Source organism: Trinickia fusca, assembly GCF_003628145.1.
GTDB classification, from domain to species: Bacteria; Pseudomonadota; Gammaproteobacteria; order Burkholderiales; family Burkholderiaceae; genus Trinickia; species Trinickia fusca.
Map to the genome: position 1 here is coordinate 598,285 of NZ_RBZV01000002.1, position 23,034 is coordinate 621,318.

Here is a 23,034-nt window from a genome sequence, read left to right on the forward strand (position 1 = left end):
CACGACTTATCAATTCAAAAGCGGAACGCGTGAATACTATGAGTTGCCAAATATTCAGTAAAGAGAAATTTAGTGACGCCAATGACGGAACTGTCAGGACGGAATGCGCATATATCGCGTCGCCGGTGCGCGAGGCCCGGATCGAAATGCGTGCGCGGCAAGATGGGGGCGTCGGCTTTCAGGACAGGCTACGTGCCTGCGCGACCTGGCGGGCGACGGCCAGATAGCGCTCGGCCGAATCCTGCAGGGTGAGCCCGGTCAGCTCGCGCGCCGTACGGCGCTCGGCCAGGGCGGCCCGTAGCGCGAGCGCATAGGTGCGCGTGTCATTCGTGTCGACGAGCTGCACGCCCGGAAAGTCCTTCGCGAACGCGAACGGCGCGATGGTGCTCGCGACGACGGGAATGCCTGACGCGAGCGCCTCGAGAAACGCGATGCTGTGCCCTTCCGAATGGGACGGCATGGCGAACGCGCTCGCTTGCGCGAGCACCTGCGAGACGTCGGCGCGCGGCCCTTGCACGAACACATGGCCGGAGAGCCCAAGCTCGCTGGCGAGCGCGACGACGGCCGCATGGTAGTCAGGATCCTCGATCACGCCGCACAGCACGAGCTGCGCATCGGGCACTTCGCGCACGACGTCGGCGAAGGCGCGCACGGTTTGCAGTTGATTCTTGACCGACGTATAACGGCCGATCTGTACGATGCGTGGCGCCTGCTGCGCATCGGGCTGCGTGGTGTGCACAAAGCGCGCAGGGTCGACGCCGTTCGGGATCACGATCATCATCGGATGCTGGCCGACAGTGGCGACGTAGTCCTCGACGTTGGCCTGCGACACGCCGACGACGGCTCGCGCACGCGTCGATAGCAACCGCTCGACGCGGCGGAACAAGCCGCGCTTGAAATCGTTGGTGGCGGAATGCATGACATAGACGATCGGCACGCCGAGCGGCAGCGCACGAGCATAGAACGCGGGAATCGTCGCATGAGCGAATACGACGTCGGGCTGCGCGCCGCGTATCGCCTGATACAGATGCCACAGTTTCCCGGCCATGCCGCGGGGCCTGCCCGGAAAGCGGCACAGCACGTCGTCGTGCGTGAGCTCGCTGCGCAATGGCGCAAAGTCATCGTGCTCGGGTAGCAGCGACGTCATGAACACCGAATGGCCTTGCCTGCGTTGATGGACGGCCAAGTCTTTCGCGAGCACTTCGGCGCCCGACAGACGCGGGGCCAGCACCAGATGAAGAATGCGCATCAGCGGGCCTTTACGGTTCGGAGAAGCATCCACAGCATGGCCGTGCCAAGTCCTGCGGTCATGCACCAGGCGATGCCGGTCACGCCGTGGAAATGCATGGCGGGTGGCACGACGCTGAAGAGCACGACGACCTGCATGATGGATGCTTGTGCGGCGGTGCGAGCATCGCCACGCGCGCGCAGATAGGCCACGAGAACCGCGATCAGCGCGCCGAGCGCCATGTTCACGACGAAGATGCGAAACAGCGGCACGGCCGGCATCCATTGCGGACCGAGCACGAGCGCGAACAGCGGCTCGGCGATCAGGCGCAGCACGAAGACGATCACCACGAGCCCCGCCGCCGCGATCGCGAGATACAGTTTGAACAGACGTGCGGCATGGCGCGCATCGTTGCGATGATGCGCGGCGAAGGTCGGAAACAGATACTGCGACATGGCGATCGCGGCATCGGCGAGCAGCATCTGCGCAAGGCGCGAGGACATCTGATAGGCCCCGAGCTGCGCAGGGCCAAGCATCTTGCCGACGACGATCTTGTCGAATTGATTCAGCACGAGATTGACGACGCTGCTCGCCCAGATCCAGCGTGAAAAGCCGATGTAATGACCGATGCCGGACCAGCGCAGCGCCAGTGGCGGGCGCGGCCTCATCGTGACCCAGGTCAGCGTGCTCTTGAGCGCTTCGCCCAGCGTCATGCCGATCAGCACCGAATAAGCGCCCGCGCCCGTGAGCGCGAGCGTGATCCCGACGCTGCAGTCGGCCAAGGCTGCAGCAATCTCGACGGCTGCAATATGTTGAAAGCGCCGCTCGCGCTGCACGACGAAATACGTCGGCGAGGCGATGCCGCGCATGAGCGGCAACAGCGCCGCCAATTGCAGCAACAGCAGCCCACCGTCGAGATGAAACTGGCTCGCCATCAACGGCGCGAGCGCGACGAGCAGCAACGCGACGAACACGCCTCGCGCGAGCAGCGTCGTCCAGACCGCGCCGAGCTCGCTGCGTGTGGGCATCTCACGGCCCTGAATCACGGCCTGCGCGAGCCCTGTGTCCGACAGCGCCTCGGCGATCGCGACCGCCAACAGCGCCACGCTCACGCGGCCGATCGCGATCGGCCCGAGAATGCGCCCGATCGCAAGAAACTTAACGGCGACGAGCCCCCGCACGGCCACCTGCTGCAACAGTACCCAGGTCGCGGCGCTCGGGCTCAAGCCTGCGCGCATCGACGATGCCGCAAACCTGACCGATCTCACTCTGTTGCCCCACAATGTACTCACGTTGGCCGATTCGACTGCAATGGAACGAACAAAGTACCCTGTCGACGGCAGCTGGAGGCGCCATCTAGTAGTTCCGTTCCGCCAGCGGCCACGCGCCACCGGCAGCGCATCCCTCGCTGTTTTCCGCCACCGCACGCGGCAAATTGGCGGCTGCCGCGCGGACGACGGTGCTAGTGTTGACGACGTCGATCATTGCCACCCTTGCGGCCGCGCTGCTTGCCGCCGCTGCCGACACGATGGCCAACGCGATTTCTTCCATTTCCGCTGTTGCACGAGCCGCTCCTGACGCCCTCCCGAACGCCGCCGCGCAAGCGAGCGCCGCAGTGCAGGTGCGCGAATGCGTGCTGATCGTCGAGCCCAACTTCACGGGCCATCGCTGGCGCTACGCGCAATGGGCCGCCGAGGCATTCATCGAAGCCGGTTATGCATGCCTGATCGTCACCGAATCGTGCAACGAGGACCACCGCCTCGCGCGCAAAATTACGCAAGCGAACCGCGCCGAGCTCGAGATCGCGTTCATCGATCCGCCGGCGCCGCGGCGCGCCGGCCTCGCCATGCTCGAGCGCATTCCGTACCTGCGCTATCACCGCTACTTTCACCACGCGTACGAGCTCGTGAACGCGTTTCAGCCGGTCGCGCGCGTCGTCGTACCGTACGTCGATTACTTTCTGTACGCGCTGCCGTTTCTGGGCTCGCCGTTCGGCATGACGCCGTGGATCGGCATCACGATGCGCTCGACCTTCCATCACCGCAAGGTCGGTGTCAAAGCTCCGGCCCGTCCGGTCGTGAATGCGATCAAGTCCTGCCTGTTTCGCCAGGCCGTACAGGTGCGCGGCATGCGGACAATGCTATCGATCGACCCGACGCTGCCCGAGTGGAGCATACGATGGCTCGGCAAGCGCGCCGCCGAAGTCGCTTATCTGGCCGACCCTTTTCCCGACGCGCACGCCGACGATCCCGCGCAAGCGCGCGCACGGCTCGGCTTGGGGACGGGACGCCTGCTGCTCGTGTACGGCTCGATCACCGCACGCAAAGGCATTCGTGAACTCGTCGCGGCGCTGGAACAGATGCCCGATGCGCCGACGCTCGTCGTAGCCGGCGAGCAGGACACCGATACGCGTGAGTTCCTCTTCGCGCATCGCGCACGCCTGAATCCCCCACCCGTGATGCTCGATATGTTCGTCACGAACGAGATGGAGCACGATCTGTTTTCGGCGTGCGACGTCGTATGGCTAGGCTACAAGGGGCACTACGGCATGAGCGGCGTGCTCGTGCAGGCCTATCGCTTCGGCAAACCCGTCATCGCGACGGCCGAGGGCCTGATCGGCTGGTTCTGCTACGGCAGTCAACTCGGGCCGTTGCTCGACGACCTTGCGCCGCAGACGATCGAGCGCGCCATCGACGCTGTGTTCACGCAGGCGCCTGAGCAGGCACAACACAGCGCCGATACCGACTCGCAAACGCAGCAAGACCGGCACGCCCGCCTGCTCGAGCGCAACACGCTCGTGCAATTCAAGCGCACGCTGCGCGAGGCGTTCGATGACGACGCGCGTTAAAGGCGAGCTTCTTTAGCTAGGAATGAGTCGGTGGGCGACAAAAGTGCACCGGCAGGACTGCCGACGAGCCAGTCAGCCCACGACGGGCGGCACGTCATCGACACGCGCAGCACCATCGGCCTCGCTCTCCACGGCAATCGGCTTCGACACCGCGGCCGGCACCACGGCAGGAGCGGCATGCGCCGGCGCCACGATCGGGTGTGGCACCGGGAATAGCGCGTTGCGGATGCGCAGGAACGGGAATTCGATCGCGCGCGTCGTCGCATAGCCGACCCCGATCGCCAGCGCCGACTGCATGACGAGCGCCACGCCCCAGGTGAGGAGCGGCGGCACGCCCAGCGCGGTGGCTTTGGCGATCAAGATCTCGGCCGGTGCGAGCACGAGCGAATGCCACAGATAGATACCGTACGAGTAGACGCCGACCCAGGCGACCGCGCGGAACCCCATCGTGCGCGTCATACCGCCCGAATATTCGAGCATCAGCACCATCAACGCGGCGAAGCCCACTGCCTGAATCGTGTAGCCGATACTCTCGTCGAGCGCATAGTGGGGCGTCGCGAACACGAGCCACAGCACGAGCATGCCGACCAGCACGAGCAGCCACCCTTTCCGACACGCGAGACGCTTGTACAGATCAGGCTCCATCCAATAGACGACCGCCACCATGACGCCCACGAGCAGGCTGTCGATGCGGTATTGCGTGTAGGCGAACGCACCATCGAGATCGCCATGCGCGACCGCGACCGAGCGCGCCACGAGCACGGCCACACATAGGGTGCCCAGCACCGCGAGGATGGTATGGGCGCGCAGCTTCAAACGCGCAAACACGAGCAGCAGCGCCGGCAGGAACAGATAGAAGTGCTCTTCGACTGCAAGGCTCCAGGTCTGCGTGATCGAGGTGCCCAGATAGTTCTGCAGGTGCGTCAGGTTCTGCACCAGGAACGTGTCGAGCGGATGCCGCCCAACCAGAGCGTGAAACCCGATCAGCACGTAATAGGCCGGCCAGATCTTGAAGGCACGTCGCACGATGAAGCGGCGCGCGTCGATGGTGCCGGTGTCGGCGTATTGACGAAGCAGCAGACCGCCGACGAGAAAGCCGCTCAACGTGAAGAACAGGTTCACGCCTTCGCGGCCGAAATGCGTGAACGGATATTGCAGGATCGGGATGAACCAGGTGCCGGTATCGACCGAGCGAAAGTGAAACCCCATCACGGCGATGATCGCGATGCCGCGCAGGAAGTCCAGTTCGATCGTGCGCCCACGTACGATCGAACTGGCTCCTTTGAATGGATTGTCCATAGGCTTGGCCTCTTGTTTCCAACGACGTCCACAGCTACCCGATCTTCGGATGCGCGGTCTGCACGTGCGCGCCAATACCACGCCGTTCGCCGCCAGCCGTTGCGGCCGAGTCCTTCCGGGGCCACATCACTGCGCCGTCCGAGCCCGCCGAACGCTAGGCGTTTGGCGCCAGCGCGCCGCGGCACGCCCCGGTGCGGCGATATAGTCAGCCCGTGAGCCGGCCGCCGCGTGATCGATCGTGGCACGCGTTGCGATAGCGAGATGCAACGGTGCGTGCACGGCAGCCGGCCCGCACTTCGAAACCGCATTTCGAAACGAAAGGGAAACCGATCCGATGGCAGTCGCGCCGTACCGGTCAGGCGTCGCCGCACATCGTGCGACGCGCAACAGATACGCAAACCTGTGGATCTGGCTCTTCGTGTGCCCGCTTGCGATGGACTACAAAGCCGTCGACAACGCATCGAGCCACCTCGCCCAGATTCTGCTCACCCTACCGACGCTCGCCGCCGGCGCGATGCTGATGCTGATCGCCCCGCGCTTTCGCGAGCGCTCGGGCCTGCGTGCATTCGTGACGCTCGCACTCGTGCTCGCCGTGCCAGGGAGCCTCGTCACGCAATGGCTGCAGGACAACGTGATCGGTCAATACCTGCGCGTGCTGCTGCCGTTCGCGCTGTTTCAGCTGGGCTTCATCGTGGGCTGCCACGCGTGGCAGGACGCACGCATCGAGCAGTTCGAAAAGGCGCTCTTCTGGGGTAACGCCGTGGCCCTCGCGTTCACGTTCGCCTACGGGCTGGCAACGGGTGGCCCGCTCGAAGACGTACGCTATCGCATCGTGTCGGTCACGTTTCTGGGGCTGCAAGGCGTGCTGCTGCACGAGTTCGTGATCGCCAAGCGCTTCACGGTGCTGACGCTGCTGCTATTCCTGGCGACGGTCGTGATCGAACTGCTCAGCGTCACACGCAGCCTGCTCATCGGCACCGCGCTGCTGTTTGCGCTGGCCGTATGGATGAGCGCGCCGTCGCTGCGCTACGTCGTGCGCGCGCTGCTGCGCACCGCGGCAGCGGCGGTCGTGCTCGGCGCAGTGGTGTACGGGGCAGCATCGTTCTTCCCCGGCGTGACCGAGCACTGGACGCAGCGCATCTTCTTCGCGGAACGCGCGACCGAATCGGGCAAAGACCCGACGACCATCACGCGTCTGGCCGAAATGAAGTACCAATACGATGAAGTCACGTCCTCTGCACTGTCGCTGCTCGTCGGCGAAGGCTATGGTCACGACTATCGCTACTCGCCCGCCTACCTGCCCGATCTCGCCGGCCAGATCAGCAAGAAGGACTTCTACGCGATCCACGACTGGGCGGCCGGGCACAACTTCTGGGTCTATCAGCTCTTCGCGGGCGGACTGCTGTTCGGCATCGCCATGCCTGTCGCCATCCTCTACGCACTCGTGCGCTGCACGATCACCTACCGCCGTTGGCGCGTGAGCCGGCCGCACGTTCCCTACCTGCCCGTGTTGGGACGCACGATCCTGCTGACGGCCGCGCTGCCGGCAACGTCGATCGGCGGCAATCCGCTCGGGCCGCGCTTCTCGGGGCTCGTGTTCGGTCTATCACTGGGCCTGATGATCGCGATGCATATCCAGCTGCGCCGACTGCACAAGCGACTCGCTCAAGCGCCGCAAGCGGCGCACGTGCCAGACTCGCTCCGCGTGCGCGGCGACGCTCGCGCGGAGCCCCGCTTCGTACCGCTGCCGCCGAACCGCGCCATCACGCCCCCGCATGTGCTTGCGCGGGACGGTGGGCGCATCGAGCCGACGTAGCCCCAGCGCTACCCCGCGGCCTGTTCACGTGAATGACCTGATCACGCCAGTGACAAGTGACAGGCCCTGAAACACGGAGCTGCATGAAGATACTGCACCTGATCGACACACTCGACCCTACGGCCGGCGGCCCAGCCGAAGGCGTACGACAAAGCGCCCAGGCGCTCGCCGCGCTCGGCCATCACGTCGAAGCGGCCACGCTCGACGCCCCCGATGCCGCGTTTCTCGCACACGACACGCTGCCCTGCACCGCACTCGGCCCCGCGCGCGGCACCTATGGCTATACGCCACGTGTCGTACCGTGGCTGCGCGAACAGGGTCCGCGCTTCGACGCCGTCATCGTCAACGGTCTGTGGCAATACCACGGCTTCGCCGCCTGGCGCGCACTGCGCACACTTGGAGTGCCGTACTACGTCTTTCCGCACGGCATGCTCGATCCGTGGTTCAAGCACACCTATCCGCTCAAGCATCTGAAGAAGTGGCTCTACTGGCCATGGGCCGAGTATCATGTGCTGCGCGACGCCCGCGCCGTACTCTTCACGACCGAGGAAGAGCGCGTGCTCGCGCGGCAATCGTTCTGGCTGTACCGCGCCAGCGAACGCGTGGTCTCGTATGGCACGGCCGTCCCGCCCGCCGATGGCGAGCGTCTGCGCCGTTGCTTTTACGATGCCTACCCCGCGCTCGCGCACCGACGCCTAGTGCTGTTCCTTGGCCGCATTCATGAGAAGAAAGGCTGCGATTGCCTGATCCACGCGTTCGCGAACGTTGCGCGTCGCGAGCCGCAACTGCATCTGGTCTTCGCGGGTCCCGGCAGCGACGGCACGATCGCCGAGCTGAAGACGCTGGCCACGACGCTCGGCATTGCCGAACGCATCACTTGGGCCGGCATGCTGCAAGGCGACCTCAAGTGGGGAGCGTTCTATGCAAGCGAGGTGTTCGCGCTACCGTCGCATCAGGAGAACTTCGGCATTGCCGTCGTCGAAGCGCTCGGCTGCGGGCTGCCCGTGCTGATCTCCGACAAGGTCAATATCTGGCGCGAGGTGGCCGCTGCGGGCGCAGGCTGGGTCGCGGCCGATACCGTGGCCGGCACCGAGCGCAACCTCACTCGCTGGCTTGAGCAAGACGAAACCCGGCAGGCCGTGATGCGCGAGCATGCAGCCGCCGTGTTTCACATGCGCTTCACCGTCCAGGCGTATGCACACCAGTTGCTCGATGTGCTCGAGGCCGACGCGCTGCACACGCCCGAAACAGCACCGGGAGAATTCCCCTCCTACTCGTCGAAACCCTGATCGACGAACACGGCCGCCCATTCACTCCTTCGCGGCGCGCAGCAACGATTGAGCAGCAAACGGCAACGTATCGAGACCCGCTTGCGGCGGCACCGCGCGCGGTTGTCGGCCGGGCGCCAACGTCACGACGGCGTCGGGCTCGCCGAGCGAGCGCACGAGATGCTCGGCCAGACGAAGCGTCAGCGCGGTAATCGTGATGGTCGGAAAGTTGGCGCCGACGGTCGGGAACACCGAGCTGCCCGCGACATACAGGTTCGCGATACCGCGCACCTTGCAGTGGCGATCGACGACGCCTTCGCGCGGCGAGTCGTGCATCCGCGTGGTGCCCATGTGATGCCAGGTGCCTTCGAGCTTCGTCGGCCAGGGGTGGCCTTCGAGCGGCGCATCGAGCTCGACCCGCGCCACGCCGCTCGCGCGCAGTTCGTCGGCTAGAAGCGCGAACGTGCGATCGAACGTGCGCTTGACGAGCTCGTCGAGCCGCCACGCCACCTTCACGCGCGGCATGCCGAGCCGGTCGCGCGCCTCGCCCAGGCTCACACGGCTGTCGCGATGCGGCACCGGTTCGACGATGGCCTGCAGCTTCACGCCCGTAATCAACGCGCGCGGCTGCAACAGACGCGTCAGCCCGAAGCCTATGGTGTCGAGCGGATGCGCGAGCATCGTCGCGGCATCGTCGCGCAACCGCCATCCCGGCTGATCCTTGTGCAGCCAGGCCTGCTTGCAGCGGATCAGCGCCTCGGAGGCGGCGCTGCCCTCACCGTAGAACGTCGAGAAAAACCAGGCACGCGCATTGAGCAAGCGCTCGCTGCGCAGCGTCTCCGGCTGAAGCGCGAACTGCGACGAGATCGGCGTGCCGTGTGCCGAGACCGCCGCGTTCTGATAGTGGTATTTGATGTCGTAGAGTTTGTTGCGCGACCAGGTCTTCGAGAAATGCACGCTGGCCGACATGATGCGCGGATGGTCCATGAAGAAACGGCCGACGATGTCATGACCGTTGCCGAGTCCGGCTGGTTGCACGCGATTGGATGCGAGCAGCAGCCGGGCGTTTTCGATGCCGCCCGCGGCCAACACGAAGCGCTTGGCATGGACGGCGATGCGACGCCCCGTCAACGTCGCGACCTCGATGCAGGTGACGCGCGACGCGCTCGCGTCGGTGTCGATGTTCACGGCATTCGCGTGCAGAAACACGCGCACGAAGCGCGAACGTTCGAGGTCCTTGCGATAAAGCTTGCCAAAGCGCGCGGGCGGGCTGAACTGCGCGACGGTGTCTCGCACGTGGCCCGTTACCAGCGGCACGCGCCGCACGTCGCGGCGATCGATCGCCGGCTCCCAGAACGCCGGATCGAAGTTGTCGGGACCGAGCCGCAGCAGCGCATGCGTGCGCGCGTAATAAGGCGCAAGCTCCTCGAGGCCGAACGGCCAGCCGCTATGCGGCACCCAGTCGCGCTTGTGAAAGTCCCATGGATCGAGCGGACGGCACCAGCCGCCCCAACAGTTGCTGCTCCCCCCCAAATAACGGCTGCGGCTGCCATCCGCGAACGCGTAGGGCAAGCCGACGTTCTCGCCGCGATAAAGGTCGCGCGTTTCATCGTCGGGCGTGTAGCCCCCGCTCTCGAGCAAGCAGGTGTCGATGCCGAGCCGGTCCATCTCGAGCGCGAGCGTGATGCCGGCAACGCCGGCCCCGACGATGCACACGGTGGTATGCACAGCATGGCCCTCATCGACTTGGCGTGTATCAATGAACATGCCTTCCTCCCTTTTCTACTTATCTTCGAGGGTGCGCATCGCTGCCATCAGCCAACATCACGGCAGCGGCAGCCAAGTGCGCAAGGCAGGCATACGTGCTGCTCCATTGCTCCGAACAATGATGTCCGACACGGCGCACGGAGACAGCTCAGGATTCGAAGCGCTTGCCGATCAGGCGGCACGGGTTGCCGCCGTAAACGCCCTCGGGCGCGAGCGAACGATGCACGACCGACAACGGTGTGACGACAGCCGAGCGGCCGATCGTCACGCCCATCTGCACGACGCACTTCGACGAGATCCAGGCCCCGTCTTCGATGACGATCGGCGCCACGTGCAAGTCCATCGTCGTGCGCATGTCGTGCGAGCCCGCGGTCAGAAACGTGCCCTGCGAAATGCACACGTGCGAGCCGATACGGATCAAGGCCTGGTTGTAGATCCACACATCGACACCGAACCAGCAGTGATCGCCGACCTCGAGATTCCACGGCGCCTTCACACGCACCGGGTGCACGAAACGGCAACCTGTGCCGATCCGGGCGCCGAACACGCGCAGCAACGCCACGCGCACGGCCGAGCTGGGCACGAGCTTGTTGTCGATCACGCAGGCCTCGACGAGGAACCACAGCGCCTCGATCAGGCGGCCGCGCCTCGCCACGTAGTTGCCCTTGCCCGCACGGCTCAGGTCGATGACGCGCCGCGCGACTGGCGCCTCGTCGCAGTGAGGCGCGGTTTCGTCGAGATTTGCCGGGCGCTCATGGCAATCGATCGGTCGTTCCATCGTCGTCGATCCAGGGAAACGGCGAACGTCGCCGATGCTTCGATTATCGTGCGCGCAGGCCCGACTCCGCCTCGATGGCGGCTCGCACCGGTCTTTTGGCGGCGTACGCCGAGCATCGCGCGCGACCATGGACGATGGGTACAGGCGCCGATGAGGTACGATCCGCGCCGCCAAGCAAACAGGGAGGCACACCGTGAAGTTCGATCTGCGAAATATTTGCGCAGGTCTGTGCACCGCGCTCTCGCTCGTCGCAGTGGATGGGCGGGCCCAGCAGGCCGGGACGGCAGGCACTGCGCCGGCAGCCGATGCGCGCGCTGGCGCGCAGGGCCGCGACGCACAAGCCGGCGCCGCGCTCGACAGTCTGCACGGCATGCATAGCGAACAGGGCTTGCTAGGCGGGCCAGCCGCCTACTCGGACCCTTATCAGGCCGCTTACGATTCGACCGAAGGACAACGAACCGATTTGATGGATGCCGAGCGCGTGCCGCGTGGCGCGAGCGCATACGGCCCGGCGCCGGCGACCGCTGCGCGTGTCGGTACGGGGCAGCTGCGTCGCGGGCTCGACGACACAGCGACGAACAATCAGCCGGGCGCAAGCAAGGCACCTGAGACGCCGGCGCAATCCATCTATCACGACACGGGCAAACCCGACCCCACGTCGGTCTATCGTTCGCCGTGGTAACACGGCACGTCAGGGCCTGTTCGCGCTGATCACGAACAGGCCCCGGATCAATCGCCCCGCCTCGGCCGCGAACGCCGCACGAGCAACGCATCGCGACGTGCCGCTTCGCCTGCGGCAGGCGCGTCGGGGTCCAGGCACGCTTGCAGACGCTTCTCGAGCCGACTCAACACGGACGCCGGCGCCAGCGTTTCCTGCGCAAAGCGCCGTGCTTGCGCGCCGAGCCGCATTCGACTGACAGGGTCGTCCGCGAGCGCCGCTATCAAGGAGGCGAGTGCGCCTGCATCGTCGGGCGCCGCGGCCACGCCGCGCGGCGCAACAGCGTCGTACAGCTCCGTCCCCGGCCGCGCCATCGCGACGATCGCCCGGCCGCTCGCCATCATGCCCGTGAGCTTGGACGGCATCACGAGATCCGCCGCATCGGCACGCTGCGGCAGCACGTGGATGTCGGCCAGATTGAGCAGCTCGTTCAAACGTTCGGCTGGCTGCAGCGGCAGCAGCCGGCAATTGGGCAGGCCCGCGCAACGCGCCGCGAGCGCCGCCTTCGTCGGCCCCTCGCCGCACAGCACGAAGCGAATGTCATGCCGCTTCCTGAGCAGCGCCGCTGCCTCGGCCACATGCTCGAGCCCCTGCTTCGCGCCCATGTTGCCCGCATACAGCACGACCTTCTCGTGATCCTCGATACCGAGTTCGCGACGATACGCGCTTGCGCGCTCGAGCGGATAAATCGTGTCGACGTCGACCCAGTTCGGACAACAGAACACGCGTTCGGCGTCCACCCCCGCGCGCAACAGACGCGCAACCATCCTGTCGGAAATCGACGATACGACGTCGAAGCGACGCAACACCGCGCGCTCGATCGCGCGCGCCGTACGCGCGGCGCGCGCATGCTCGAGCAGCCCCAGGCCGAAGGCGGCATCGACTTCGAAGTCCTGCATATGCAGCCACGACTTCGCGCCACAGAGGCGTGCGAGCGCGAGTGCCGCAGGCGCACACAGCAGCGTCGGCGCGATCGTCATGACGACCTGCGGCCGCCAGTGCCACTGCCGCAAGAGCGGTAGCAGCGACGTAAGCGCAAACGAAGCCAGATGCACGAGCCGCGCAACGCCACCGGGGCGGGTGGGCACCCACAGCGGCGCGCGCCAGACGGTCACGCCCGCGCGCGTCTCGCGCCGATAGCGCCACGTGGACCAACCTGGTGCCACCCGCCATTCGGGGTAGTACGGCGGCGCGCAGACGACCCGCACGTCATGGCCGCGCGCCGCGAGCGCCTCGGCCATCTCGGCCGTGTACTTGCCGGTGCCGGTCAGCTCAGGCGCGTAGTTCAGACCGTAGATGAGCAGCCTCATTGGCGCATCCGCCGCGCACGCTCGAGCTCGCTGCTTCCGCTCGTGCCACTGGTGCGAGCGAGCATCGTCGCGCAGCCACGCGCGATGTTGGCCGCCGCCGCTCCCGGATCGAAACGCCCGATCGTCTCGATGCATCGCCGCGCCGTGCGCTCGGCATCGGCAAAGTGATAGGTCGCGTCGATCAACAGCCGCGTCAACGCAGGCACGTCACCGGCCGCGAACGCATGGCCCGTCACGCCTTCGACGACGAGCTCGGGCACGCAGCCGCAGCGGTCGCTGACGATGGCCGGGCAGCCGTGGCTCAACGCTTCGTTGACGACGAGCCCCCACGGCTCGCTGAAGCTCGGCAGCACGAGGCACGTGGCCGAGAAGTACTCGCGCGACAGCGGCTCGTCCTGCAAGCTGCCCGTGAAATGCACGGCGGCGCGCACGCCGCAGCGATCGACGGCCGTCTGTAGCGCGTCGTGCAGCGGCCCCGTGCCGACGATGCGGAGCTGGGCATTCGACAGCGTCTCGCGCACGCGCGCGAACGCCTCGATCAGCGTACCGATGCCCTTTTCTTCCGAGAGCCGGCCGACGTACAGAAACACCGGTGCATCGCTCCTCCGGTGCGCGATGCGCTCGGCGAGCGCATGCTCGCGCGAATACCAGGGCGGCAAGGCCGCCGCCTGGCACGGCACGAAGATCTTCTCGCGCTTGGCGCCGAGCGACATCAGGTATTCGAGACTGCGCTCGCCGAAGCCGAAATAACCGTCGCACAGCGCGAAGAACACGCGCTTCGGAATCGATGTGACGAGCTTTCGCGGTCGATCGCGCGCGGTCGAGTCGCAGAAGACGGCGCGGCGCTTGCGCGTGACGATGCACGCGGCCAGCATGGCCCAGTACTCGGGCCGGTGATAGCCGGGCAGCACGACGAGATCGGTCTTGGCCTTCAACACTTCCCGCGTGAGCCGCGCGGTCATCTTCCAGAGCGGCACGTCCTCATAGCAGCCGTCGAACAACTTGTGCATCGGATAGCGATGAAACGAATAGTCGACGTCCGAAAAGCCGATGCGGTCCATTTCGGTATCCGCGATCTGCACGATCGAGTAGCGGATCGAGCCCGCCGTCGACGACTTGTACAACGCCGACAGCACCGCACCCTTATGGCGCGACCATACGACGTTATGAAAGATCGTCACTGTTGCCGTCATTTGAAGTCTTCCGTGTCAGGTCGTCTCGAGCGCGCGGTAACGCACGCAAAAATCCGCGTAGGTGGCTTGGATGCCCGCTTCGAGATCGATCGTCGGCTGCCAGCCCATCTCTTTGAGGCGTGAGACGTCGAGCAGTTTTTGCGGCGTGCCGTCGGGCTTCGACGCATCGAACACGATCTCGCCGTCGAAGCCGACCACACGCGCGACGCAATGCGCGAGCTCGCGGATCGCTAGATCCTCTCCCACGCCGACGTTGTACATGCCGTCGACCAGGTCGTGCTCGAGCACGAAGCGCGTGGCCGACGCGAGATCGTCGACGTGCAGGAACTCGCGCCGCGGCGTGCCGGTGCCCCACACGGTCAGCGTCGGCGCATGCGCGACGCGCGCCTCGTGGGCCTTGCGGATCAGCGCGGGCAGCACATGGCTGCCCTGCGGGTCGTAGTTGTCGTTCGGGCCGTACAGGTTCGTCGGCATCAGCGCGACGTACTGCGTGCCGTATTGACGGTTGTACGCTTCGCACAGTTTCAGGCCCGCGATCTTCGCGATCGCATAAGCGTCGTTGGTCGGCTCGAGCGGCGACGTGAGCAGGTATTCCTCGCGAATCGGCTGCGGACACAGCTTCGGATAGATACACGACGACCCGAAGAACACGAGCCGATCGACGTGAGCCCGGTACGCCGCGTCGATCACGTTCGTCTCGATCTCGAGATTCTCGTAAATGAACGAGGCGGGCCGCGACGCATTCGCGAGGATGCCGCCGACGCGCGCGGCCGCGAGCAATACGACGTCGATGCGTTCGGCGTCGAAGAAGCGGTTCACGGCGCGCTGATCGAGCAGATCGAGTTCCTCATGCGTGCGCAGCACGAGATCGCGGTAGCCCTGCGCGGTCAGCTCGCGCACGAGCGCCGAGCCGACCATGCCGCGATGTCCTGCGATGTAAATGCGGGCGTTCTTGTCCATGTTCGTCACCTCACTCCTCACTCGTGATGCTCTAGCGCCGGAAAGCCGGCCATCGTCACGAGCGCGTCGCGACGCGCGAGCTGATAGTCGGCGCGCACCATCTCCTTGACGAGCGCCGCGAACGACGTGCGCGGCTGCCACCCCAGCTTCGCATGCGCTTTCGACGGATCGCCGAGCAGCGTTTCCACTTCCGTGGGCCGGAAATAACGCGGATCGACGCGCACGATCACGTCGCCTGGCGTCATACGGACGTCACGGTTCTCCACGTGCTCGACGATGCCGACCTCGTCGACGCCACTGCCTTCGAACCCCACCGTCACGCCGAGTTCGGCGGCCGCATGCTCGACGAAATCACGCACGCTGTACTGCTCGCCCGTCGCGATGACGAAGTCCTCGGGCTCTTCCTGTTGCAACATCAGCCATTGCATGTCGACGTAGTCGCGCGCATGCCCCCAGTCACGCAGCGCCGCCAGGTTGCCCAGATACAGCTCTCTTTGCAGGCCGACGGCGATGCGTGCGAGCGCGCGCGTGATCTTGCGCGTGACGAACGTCTCGCCGCGCACCGGCGATTCGTGATTGAACAGAATCCCATTGCACGCGTAGATGCCATACGCCTCGCGATAGTTGATGGTCGTCCAGTACGCGAACAGCTTGGCCACCGCATATGGACTGCGCGGATAGAACGGTGTGCTCTCGCGCTGCGGCACTTCCTGCACGAGCCCGTAGAGCTCGGACGTCGACGCCTGGTAAAAGCGCGCCTTCTTCTCCATGCCGAGAATGCGCACGGCTTCGAGAATGCGCAGCGCGCCGAGTCCGTCGGCGTTGGCCGTGTACTCGGGTTCGTCGAACGAGACGGCGACGTGGCTCTGCGCCGCGAGGTTGTAGATCTCGTCGGGCTCGACGTGCTGGATCACGCGCATCAGGCTCGCCGAGTCGGTGAGATCGCCGTGATGCAAGAAGAAACGCTGATCCCGATCATGCGGATCGCGATACAGATGATCGATGCGATCCGTGTTGAAAATCGACGTGCGGCGCTTCAGTCCATGCACCAGATAACCCTTCTCGAGCAGCAGCTCGGCCAGATACGAGCCGTCCTGCCCGGTAACGCCGGTAATCAATGCGACTTTCGAATTCATCGTTGGTCCTCTTGCTGGTGAAGGCCGCGCCTAAAAACGCGCTTGACGCGGCTTGGGTTCGATATCGCAGCGGGCGCCGCTTTCATGTCCTCATTCGGAGATGCTCTCGTAGCCGTAGTAACCGCCGTTGTACGAGCCGCCGAGGATCGGCATGGCCGGTGGCACGTCGGTCAGCAGCACGCCCTTCAGATTCACGCCGCCCGTCTCGAGACGCTTGGCGGTCTCGGTGATCTCGCCGATCGGATGGCGGCCATAGCGCACGACGAGCAGCGTCGTCCCCGCGTACTTGCCGATCACCGTCGAGTCGGTCACGGCCAGCACCGGCGGCGTATCGATGATCACGAGGTCGTAGCCGCGCGAGATCGACTCGAGCACCTCGTGAAAGCGCTCGCTCATCAAGAGCTCGGACGGGTGGCTCGGCAGCGTGCCCTTGGTCAGCACGTCGAGGCCCGGCAGCACCTCGTGCTGAATCACGCTGTGCGGTTCGACCCCGCGCAGCACGTCGGACAGCCCCGGCTGATGCCGCACGCCGAAGTGCGAATGCACCTCACCGCGCCGCATGTCGCCGTCGACCACCAGCACGCGCTTGCCGGCCGAGGCGACGAGCGCCGCAAGGTTCACGGACAGGAACGACTTGCCGGCATCGGGCCGCGAGCCCGTCAGCATGACGATGTTGTTGGGTGCCTGATCGAGCGAGAGCTGCAGCGTCGTGCGCAGACTGCGCACGCCCTCGACGGCGATGTCCTGCGGCGATTGCGCAGCCAGCACGTGCAGCCCCTGGCGCCGCATCATCACGTTCTGCTGCAGCCGCAGTTGCAGGCCGCTGCGCGGCACCACCGCGAACACGGGCACGCCGATCGCGTTCTCGATCTCGTCGGCACGCTCGACACCGCCGTACAGCGCCTTCTTCATGAACGCGACGACGATGCCGACGAATAGCCCGCCGCCAAACCCGATCAGGATCACGATGATGCGCTTGGGCCACACGGGCTCGTCAGGCGTCTCGGCAAAATCGACGACGCGTACGTTGCCGATCTGCCCCGCCTTGATCACGCGCAACTGTTGCGCGCTGTTGAGCAGGTTCGTGTAGAGCTCGGTGTCGACGCGCACATCGCGCAACAGCCTTAGCGCGGTCTGCTCGGTATCGGGCAACGCCGCGACGCTCTTCGACATCTGGCCTTGCGCGCTCTGCAGCTGAGCGATTTGCGCATCGAGCGCGGCCACGGCCGGGTGGCTCGCGGTGAAGCGCTGCGAGAGATCGGCACGCTGACGCTGCAAGTCGGCGAGCTTGGTCTTGTTGTCGACGACCTGTTGCAGCAGCAGCCGGCTTTCCTCGCTGAGGTCCACCGTGCCGTGGCTGTTACGGAACGTGTTGTAGCGCTGCTCGGCGTCGTCGAGCTCGTGACGCAGTTGCGGCAACTGCTGATCGAGGAACGCCAGCGTATGCTCGGCTTCGGCCGAGCGGCGATCCATGTCCTGCTTGATGAACTGACGCGCGACGCCGTTCACGATGTCGGCGGTGAGCTTCGGATTCGAGCCTTCGAGGCTCAACGCGATGACGCCCGATTGCAGCGCGGTCTCCGTGACCTTCAGCGCCTTCTGCAAGTGGCTGACCGTATCGACGGTCGACGCGCGCGACAGCTCGAACTGCGTCCCGGGGCGCGCCCTCAGTTGATCGACGTGCACGAGCACGGGCCCCGCCGACGAGACGCCCGTGACGTCCTCGCCCACGCGTCCGCTCGCGATCGCGATACCGTCGGGATCGGCGAGCGTGAACGTGCCGGCCGGTCCCGCCGTCAACGTGAAGTTCTTCCCGTACAGCGATGACGGCGTCTCGAACCGCGCCATCGCCATTTTCTCGTTGCCCCACGCGAAACCGCCAAGGTCCATGAACGGCTCGACGGTGAAGCCCCATTTGCCCGTCGTCAGCGCAGCCAGCAAGCCGCCGATCACCGGCAGCGTGCGCGGCTGTGCGGTGATGTCGATGTGCAGGTTGTTCACGGTCGCCTCGGTGACGAGACGAGAGCGCAGCAACTCGACCTGCGCGGCCGTCGTCGCCTTGCGTTCGAACATCCGCGAGAGCGGCTCGATGGTCTGCTGCTGGTTACCACCGCCCCCGCCGTTGTCGGCGTTTTGCGCATCCTCGACCTGAATCATCGCGTCGGCCTTGTAGACGGGCCGCGCGAGGAATGCATAGCCGGTGGCGATCAAGAGCCCGGCGAGCGTGATCGAGACGATGAGGCGCCAGTTCGCCACGATCGCCTGCAGATAGTCGGTTAGACGCAACTCGTCGGTGGCCGAAACGTCGGTGTAGCGGTTATCGAAATTCATGCCCATATCGGTTGCCCATATCAGAGGCGCACTTCGTCGCGTGCGTAGCGCGCCGAAGTGCGGATATCGCGACCCTCCCGTCACTTGGTCACGATGGCGGCCGTCAGCCCTGCGTTGATGGCTGGCAGGAACAGGTTCAGCACACGGTTGAACTTCACGAGCGCGCCGTTATCGACGTAGACGACGTCCTTCGGCTGCAGCGCGAACTGATTCGCGAGCACCATCGAAACCGGCGACGTCGCATCGAGGTGATAGATCTGCGGATTGGCGCTGGTCGAATTGCGGATCACGAACAATTGCTTGGCCTCGGCCGTGTTCGGATTGAGGCTGCCCGCCTGCGAGAGCGCTTCGGCCAGCGTGAGCCTGCCGTCGCGCATCGGCATGACCGTCGCAGGCTTGTTGACTTCGCCCATCACGTAGACGCCGTTTTCGTCGCGCGAGTCCACGCGCACCATGTCGCCCGGCTTGAGCACGATGTCCGACGGGCTGTGCCCCGCTTTCACGAGCTGGGGGAAGTCCAGCGGATACGTGGTGCCGTCGCGCACGAGCGTGACGCGGCTTTGGTCCGCGCCGTCGGTGAAACCGCCCGCGCGGCCGATCGCCTCCGTCAGCGTCATCGGTATGTCGGTGATCTGCATGCTGCCGGGCGTGCGCACCTGGCCTTCCATGTAGATCTGCGTCGCACGGAACGAGGCGATGCGCACCGTGACCTCGGGTTTCTTGTAGACCTTGCTGATGCGCTCGACGATCTTGCGCTGCACCTGCTCGACACTGTCGCCGGCGACGTGCACGGTGCCCGCATACGGGAACTGCACGTTGCCCGCCTCGTCGACGACGAACCCAGGCGCTGCATCGGACGTTCGCGTACTCTGCGCCGGCTGACCGAGTGCGGCCGCGAGCTCGGGGTGATCCCATACGGTGATTTGCAGCACGTCGCCAGGGCCGAGGCGATAACCGCTCGGCTTGCCGAACAAGCTCTGCGTCTGTGCGGGCAGCGTCTGCTGCGCCGCCTGGTCATTCATCTGCCGGATCAACGCCATGTTGATGTCGGTGATGGGCACCTGCTTGCCTTGCTCCGCCGTGGCGCTGTATTCGCCGCCGGTCTCGGCGACGGTCGCCGGCGTCACCATGCGCTGGCCAGGCACGATCGAGCAGGCCGACACCATGCCCGCCACCGCGATGAAGACATAAGGCGAAATCGCGCGAAGGCGCATCTCTGGGTAGCACATGATTTTTCCTCCATGCCGGTTGTTACGCTCGTCGTTGCTCATCGCCATCGGTACGCTCAATACGCGTTGCTGTTCACGAGACCCTTGACCACGGTCGCGGCGATGATGCGCATGTCGAGCGCGAACGACCAGTTGCCCAAGTAGTACAAATCGTGCGCGACGCGCCGCTCCATCTTTTCGATGCGGTCGGTCTCGCCGCGATAACCGTTGATCTGCGCCCATCCGGTGATGCCAGGTTTGATCCGATAGCGATGGATGTAGCCGGCGACGACTTTCTGATAAAGGTCGTCGTGCTCGAGTGCATGAGGCCGCGGTCCGACGACCGACATGTCGCCGCACAGGACGTTGAAGAACTGCGGCAGCTCGTCGAGGCTCGTGCGGCGCAGGAACGCGCCCAACTTCGTGACGCGCGGATCGTGCCGTACCGCCTGCTGGACGACGCCGGGCGCTTCCCGATGCACGCGCATCGAGCGGAATTTGTAGATCGTGAACACGCGCCCGTCGGCGCCCTTGCGCTTTTGCTTGAACAGCACGGGCCCGTGCGAGGACAGCTTGACGGCGATCGCGATCGCGAGCAGCAGCGGCGCGAGGCCGACGAGCGCGCAGGCCGCGAACACGCGATCGAACACGTCCTTCTTGAGCATGGCGCTCGGCGAGAGCGGCGAGGCGACCAGGTTGATCGCCGGCACGCCGATCAGGTCGATCACGCCGCTGTCGAACAGCGCGAGGCTGCGCACGTCGGGCATGAAGCGGATGTTCACGAGATCGTTTCGGAACTCGCCGATCACGCGCAGGATCGTGGGCTCTTCCGACAGTGGCAGCGCGAGCCACACCTCATGCAGATCGGCGTTGCGCACGTGCTTGGCGAACGCCTCGAGATCGTGGAATCGCACGGCACGCGCCTCTTCGCCCCGGCTCGAGCGGTCCCCATAAAGCAGGTCGAACCCCGGCATGCCGAACCCTGGCATGTCGTGCCCCGGCGCGGCCGTGTCATTGCCCGGCGTGTAGATGGCGCTCGCACGAAAGCCCGTGCCCGGCGCCGCTTCGATGCGACGCAGAATCGCGTCGCAGTGCGGTCCGCCACCGACCAGCGCGACCTGGTGCAGGTTCATGCCGGCATGGCGCAGGCGCGCGAGCACTGCGTGCGCGACGAGCCGATAGGCGATCAACAGCGAGCCCGCGAGCGCGCTCCAGTACACGAACCACAGGCGCGACACGAGGTCGATCTGGCGCAGCGAGAACATCGCCGTCAACGCACACCCCTGCACGACGAACCACGCGAGGGCGACCTGTCCCGCTAGTACGCGCTTGGAGCGGCCGCGCCACGACTCGTACACGCCGAATACCGGAAACAGCACGAGCGCGAATGCTGCCGTGAAGAACGCGAAGCCGTCGGTAAAGCCGCGCTGGCCCCACTCGGCGAAACGCAGATGCGATGCGAGGGCGGCAGTAGCGATGATGAGCGCGACGTCGCCCAGTCGCGCGAACAAGCCTTGTAAATCACGCATAGGGATCCTCCACGCTTCGAGGCGCGCCGGAACGCGACGCGGCCTCGTCGCCGCCTGTCGCTTGAGCAGGGCAGCGGCCGTATTGATCCTCGAAGCGCACGATGTCGTCTTCGCCGAGATACGCACCCGATTGCACTTCGATGATTTCGAGCGGCACTTTGCCCGGGTTGTCGAGCCGATGGCGCACACCGAGCGGGATGAACGTCGATTCGTTCTCCGAGAGCAGGAACTGCTCGTCGCCGCGCGTCACGAGCGCCGTGCCGCGCACGACGACCCAGTGTTCGGCGCGGTGATGGTGCATCTGCAACGACAGCCGCGCGCCCGGCGAAACGACGATGCGCTTGACCTGAAAGCGCTCGCCATGATCGATCGAGTCATAGAAGCCCCACGGACGTCGCACCTTGCGATGCGCGTCGGCTTCGGGTGCGTGCTCGGCCTTGATGCGCGCGACGAGCCCTTTCACGCGCTGCACGTGCGAGCGGTCGGCCACGAGCACGGCATCGGGCGTCTCGACGACGACGACGTTGGTCGTGCCCACGCACGCGACGAGCCGCCCTTCCGAGTGCGCATAGGTCGAGGTCGCGCCTTCCAGCACGACGCGGCCGCGCGCGACGTTGCCGCACTCGTCCTTCTCGAGGGCATCCCAGACGGCGTCCCACGAGCCAAGATCGGACCAGCCCGCGTCGAGCGGCACGACGACACCGCGGCACGGCGCATCGATGGTGCCGATGCGCTCCATCACCGCATAGTCGATCGAATCGGCCGGCGCGCGCGCGAACGACTCGGGCGCCGGCCGGAAGTGCTCGCCTTCGACCGTGCCGTCGACGAATGCCGCGAGGCAAGCGTCGTGCATCTCCGGGTGCATGGCACGGAGCACGTCGAGCCACACCGAGGCGCGCATCACGAAGATGCCGCTGTTCCACCAGTAGGTGCCCGCCGCGACATACTGCGCGGCAAGCTCAGCCGCGGGCTTTTCGACGAATCGGTCGAGTTGATGGCTGCCGTCACCGAGCGCCTCGCCGATGCGGATATAACCGAAGCCCGTATCGGGGCGCGTGGGTGGCACGCCGAGGGTCGCGATCACGCCGCGTTCGGCGTGCCGCGCAGCCAGCTCGATCGCCTGCTTGAGCGCCTGAACGTCGGCGATCGCATGGTCGGCGGGCATGACGACGAGGATGGCGTCCTCGCCTTGCTCGCACGCCAGCGCCGCGGCAAGCGTCAGCGCAGGCGCCGTGTCGCGCCGCGCGGGCTCGACGATGAGCCGAGGCACGACGCCGCTTGCGCGCAACTGCTCGTCGATAATGAAGCAGTGCTCCCCGCCGCACACGACAATAGGCGAAGCAGCGAGCGTCCAGCCGTCGGGGAAGCCGTCGAGGCGGTGCACGGTCGCCTGCAGCAGCGAATCGGAACCCACCACATCGATCAACTGTTTCGGAAAGTGCTCGCGCGACATCGGCCACAACCGCGTGCCCGAGCCGCCTGCGAGGACAACGGGGACGATGCGCTTGCACGGCGCGTACGTCGCCTCCGAAGCGGCGGGCGCAGCGTCGTGCACGGCCTCTCCCGCCTTCGCCTGGATGGCCGGCACCGGTGCCATGCCAGCATGGCCGACGCCGTCATCGCGTCGTTCGTGAAGCCTCATACC

Annotated in this window: 17 protein-coding genes; 4 read left to right on the forward strand and 13 right to left on the reverse strand. The window is 65.7% G+C overall.

What is annotated here, in order from left to right; all coding sequences use genetic code 11:
- Positions 1 to 178: 178 nt before the first annotated feature.
- Entirely contained in the window at positions 179 to 1,249 is a 1,071-nt protein-coding gene (locus tag D7S89_RS07470; RefSeq protein WP_121276988.1) for a glycosyltransferase family 4 protein, read from the reverse strand.
- Entirely contained in the window at positions 1,249 to 2,466 is a 1,218-nt protein-coding gene (locus D7S89_RS07475) for an oligosaccharide flippase family protein (RefSeq protein ID WP_425470755.1), read from the reverse strand. Before D7S89_RS07475 ends, D7S89_RS07470 begins: the two co-directional genes overlap by 1 nt.
- A gap of 230 nt (positions 2,467 to 2,696) precedes the next feature.
- On the opposite strand from D7S89_RS07475, the gene D7S89_RS07480 reads away from it, so the two are divergent.
- Positions 2,697 to 4,076 carry a glycosyltransferase gene (locus tag D7S89_RS07480; protein ID WP_245982743.1) on the forward strand — a complete coding sequence of 460 codons (1,380 nt, stop codon included), beginning with the start codon at positions 2,697 to 2,699 and terminating at the stop codon, positions 4,074 to 4,076.
- Positions 4,077 to 4,148: 72 nt separating this feature from the next.
- Here D7S89_RS07480 and D7S89_RS07485 read toward each other — a convergent pair whose 3' ends face one another.
- Positions 4,149 to 5,375, reverse strand: coding sequence for an acyltransferase family protein (locus D7S89_RS07485; protein ID WP_121276990.1), 1,227 nt, complete (start codon positions 5,373 to 5,375; stop codon positions 4,149 to 4,151).
- Positions 5,376 to 5,709: 334 nt separating this feature from the next.
- Here D7S89_RS07485 and D7S89_RS07490 point away from each other — a divergent pair, with 334 nt between their 5' ends.
- Both D7S89_RS07490 and D7S89_RS07495 read left to right on the forward strand, forming a co-directional pair.
- On the forward strand, positions 5,710 to 7,191 hold the full coding sequence (locus D7S89_RS07490; RefSeq protein WP_183085118.1) for a hypothetical protein: 1,482 nt from the start codon (positions 5,710 to 5,712) through the stop codon (positions 7,189 to 7,191).
- Between the two features lie 83 nt (positions 7,192 to 7,274).
- Positions 7,275 to 8,480 (forward strand): glycosyltransferase, encoded by a 1,206-nt coding sequence (locus D7S89_RS07495; RefSeq protein ID WP_121276991.1) that lies wholly within the window; start codon positions 7,275 to 7,277, stop codon positions 8,478 to 8,480.
- A gap of 21 nt (positions 8,481 to 8,501) precedes the next feature.
- Here the strand turns inward: D7S89_RS07495 and D7S89_RS07500 are convergent, their stop codons facing one another.
- Positions 8,502 to 10,226, reverse strand: a complete 1,725-nt coding sequence (locus tag D7S89_RS07500; protein ID WP_121276992.1) for an FAD-dependent oxidoreductase — start codon at positions 10,224 to 10,226, stop codon at positions 8,502 to 8,504.
- Between the two features lie 148 nt (positions 10,227 to 10,374).
- Positions 10,375 to 11,004, reverse strand: coding sequence for an LbetaH domain-containing protein (locus D7S89_RS07505; RefSeq protein ID WP_245982745.1), 630 nt, complete (start codon positions 11,002 to 11,004; stop codon positions 10,375 to 10,377).
- Between the two features lie 193 nt (positions 11,005 to 11,197).
- On the opposite strand from D7S89_RS07505, the gene D7S89_RS07510 reads away from it, so the two are divergent.
- The gene (locus D7S89_RS07510; RefSeq protein ID WP_121276993.1) at positions 11,198 to 11,686 is read left to right on the forward strand and encodes a hypothetical protein; all 489 of its coding nucleotides are present in this window, start codon (positions 11,198 to 11,200) and stop codon (positions 11,684 to 11,686) included.
- A 47-nt stretch (positions 11,687 to 11,733) separates the two neighbouring features.
- Here D7S89_RS07510 and D7S89_RS07515 read toward each other — a convergent pair whose 3' ends face one another.
- The 8 genes from D7S89_RS07515 to D7S89_RS07550 all read right to left on the reverse strand — a co-directional run bounded on the left by D7S89_RS07515 (position 11,734) and on the right by D7S89_RS07550 (position 23,031).
- On the reverse strand, positions 11,734 to 13,032 hold the full coding sequence (locus D7S89_RS07515) for a glycosyltransferase WbuB (RefSeq protein ID WP_121276994.1): 1,299 nt from the start codon (positions 13,030 to 13,032) through the stop codon (positions 11,734 to 11,736).
- On the reverse strand, positions 13,029 to 14,225 hold the full coding sequence (locus D7S89_RS07520) for a glycosyltransferase family 4 protein (RefSeq protein WP_121276995.1): 1,197 nt from the start codon (positions 14,223 to 14,225) through the stop codon (positions 13,029 to 13,031). Before D7S89_RS07520 ends, D7S89_RS07515 begins: the two co-directional genes overlap by 4 nt.
- Positions 14,226 to 14,240: 15 nt before the next feature.
- Positions 14,241 to 15,185: a GDP-L-fucose synthase family protein gene (locus tag D7S89_RS07525; protein WP_121276996.1), complete on the reverse strand. Its 945-nt coding sequence runs from the start codon at positions 15,183 to 15,185 to the stop codon at positions 14,241 to 14,243.
- A 17-nt stretch (positions 15,186 to 15,202) separates the two neighbouring features.
- Positions 15,203 to 16,321 carry a GDP-mannose 4,6-dehydratase gene (gene gmd / locus D7S89_RS07530; RefSeq protein WP_121276997.1) on the reverse strand — a complete coding sequence of 373 codons (1,119 nt, stop codon included), beginning with the start codon at positions 16,319 to 16,321 and terminating at the stop codon, positions 15,203 to 15,205.
- A gap of 90 nt (positions 16,322 to 16,411) precedes the next feature.
- Entirely contained in the window at positions 16,412 to 18,658 is a 2,247-nt protein-coding gene (locus tag D7S89_RS07535) for a polysaccharide biosynthesis tyrosine autokinase (RefSeq protein ID WP_121276998.1), read from the reverse strand.
- A gap of 74 nt (positions 18,659 to 18,732) precedes the next feature.
- Positions 18,733 to 19,881, reverse strand: coding sequence for a polysaccharide biosynthesis/export family protein (locus D7S89_RS07540; protein WP_220702127.1), 1,149 nt, complete (start codon positions 19,879 to 19,881; stop codon positions 18,733 to 18,735).
- 56 nt (positions 19,882 to 19,937) lie between these two features.
- Positions 19,938 to 21,389, reverse strand: coding sequence for an undecaprenyl-phosphate glucose phosphotransferase (locus tag D7S89_RS07545; RefSeq protein ID WP_121276999.1), 1,452 nt, complete (start codon positions 21,387 to 21,389; stop codon positions 19,938 to 19,940).
- Positions 21,382 to 23,031 carry a mannose-1-phosphate guanylyltransferase/mannose-6-phosphate isomerase gene (locus D7S89_RS07550; protein WP_245982748.1) on the reverse strand — a complete coding sequence of 550 codons (1,650 nt, stop codon included), beginning with the start codon at positions 23,029 to 23,031 and terminating at the stop codon, positions 21,382 to 21,384. The genes D7S89_RS07545 and D7S89_RS07550 overlap by 8 nt, the downstream gene beginning before the upstream one ends.
- Between the last annotated feature and the right edge of the window lie 3 nt (positions 23,032 to 23,034).

What these genes read in the sequence shown, in the direction of transcription:
- D7S89_RS07470 (WP_121276988.1), bottom strand. Translation starts at nt 1,249, where the DNA reads ATGCGCATTCTTCATCTGGTGCTGGCCCCGCGTCTGTCGGGCGCCGAA.
- D7S89_RS07475 (WP_425470755.1), bottom strand. Translation starts at nt 2,466, where the DNA reads ATGCGCGCAGGCTTGAGCCCGAGCGCCGCGACCTGGGTACTGTTGCAG.
- D7S89_RS07485 (WP_121276990.1), bottom strand. Translation starts at nt 5,375, where the DNA reads ATGGACAATCCATTCAAAGGAGCCAGTTCGATCGTACGTGGGCGCACG.
- D7S89_RS07490 (WP_183085118.1), top strand. Translation starts at nt 5,710, where the DNA reads ATGGCAGTCGCGCCGTACCGGTCAGGCGTCGCCGCACATCGTGCGACG.
- D7S89_RS07495 (WP_121276991.1), top strand. Translation starts at nt 7,275, where the DNA reads ATGAAGATACTGCACCTGATCGACACACTCGACCCTACGGCCGGCGGC.
- D7S89_RS07500 (WP_121276992.1), bottom strand. Translation starts at nt 10,226, where the DNA reads ATGTTCATTGATACACGCCAAGTCGATGAGGGCCATGCTGTGCATACC.
- D7S89_RS07505 (WP_245982745.1), bottom strand. Translation starts at nt 11,004, where the DNA reads ATGGAACGACCGATCGATTGCCATGAGCGCCCGGCAAATCTCGACGAA.
- D7S89_RS07515 (WP_121276994.1), bottom strand. Translation starts at nt 13,032, where the DNA reads ATGAGGCTGCTCATCTACGGTCTGAACTACGCGCCTGAGCTGACCGGC.
- D7S89_RS07520 (WP_121276995.1), bottom strand. Translation starts at nt 14,225, where the DNA reads ATGACGGCAACAGTGACGATCTTTCATAACGTCGTATGGTCGCGCCAT.
- D7S89_RS07525 (WP_121276996.1), bottom strand. Translation starts at nt 15,185, where the DNA reads ATGGACAAGAACGCCCGCATTTACATCGCAGGACATCGCGGCATGGTC.
- gmd (WP_121276997.1), bottom strand. Translation starts at nt 16,321, where the DNA reads ATGAATTCGAAAGTCGCATTGATTACCGGCGTTACCGGGCAGGACGGC.
- D7S89_RS07535 (WP_121276998.1), bottom strand. Translation starts at nt 18,658, where the DNA reads ATGGGCATGAATTTCGATAACCGCTACACCGACGTTTCGGCCACCGAC.
- D7S89_RS07540 (WP_220702127.1), bottom strand. Translation starts at nt 19,881, where the DNA reads ATGTGCTACCCAGAGATGCGCCTTCGCGCGATTTCGCCTTATGTCTTC.
- D7S89_RS07545 (WP_121276999.1), bottom strand. Translation starts at nt 21,389, where the DNA reads ATGCGTGATTTACAAGGCTTGTTCGCGCGACTGGGCGACGTCGCGCTC.
- D7S89_RS07550 (WP_245982748.1), bottom strand. Translation starts at nt 23,031, where the DNA reads ATGAGGCTTCACGAACGACGCGATGACGGCGTCGGCCATGCTGGCATG.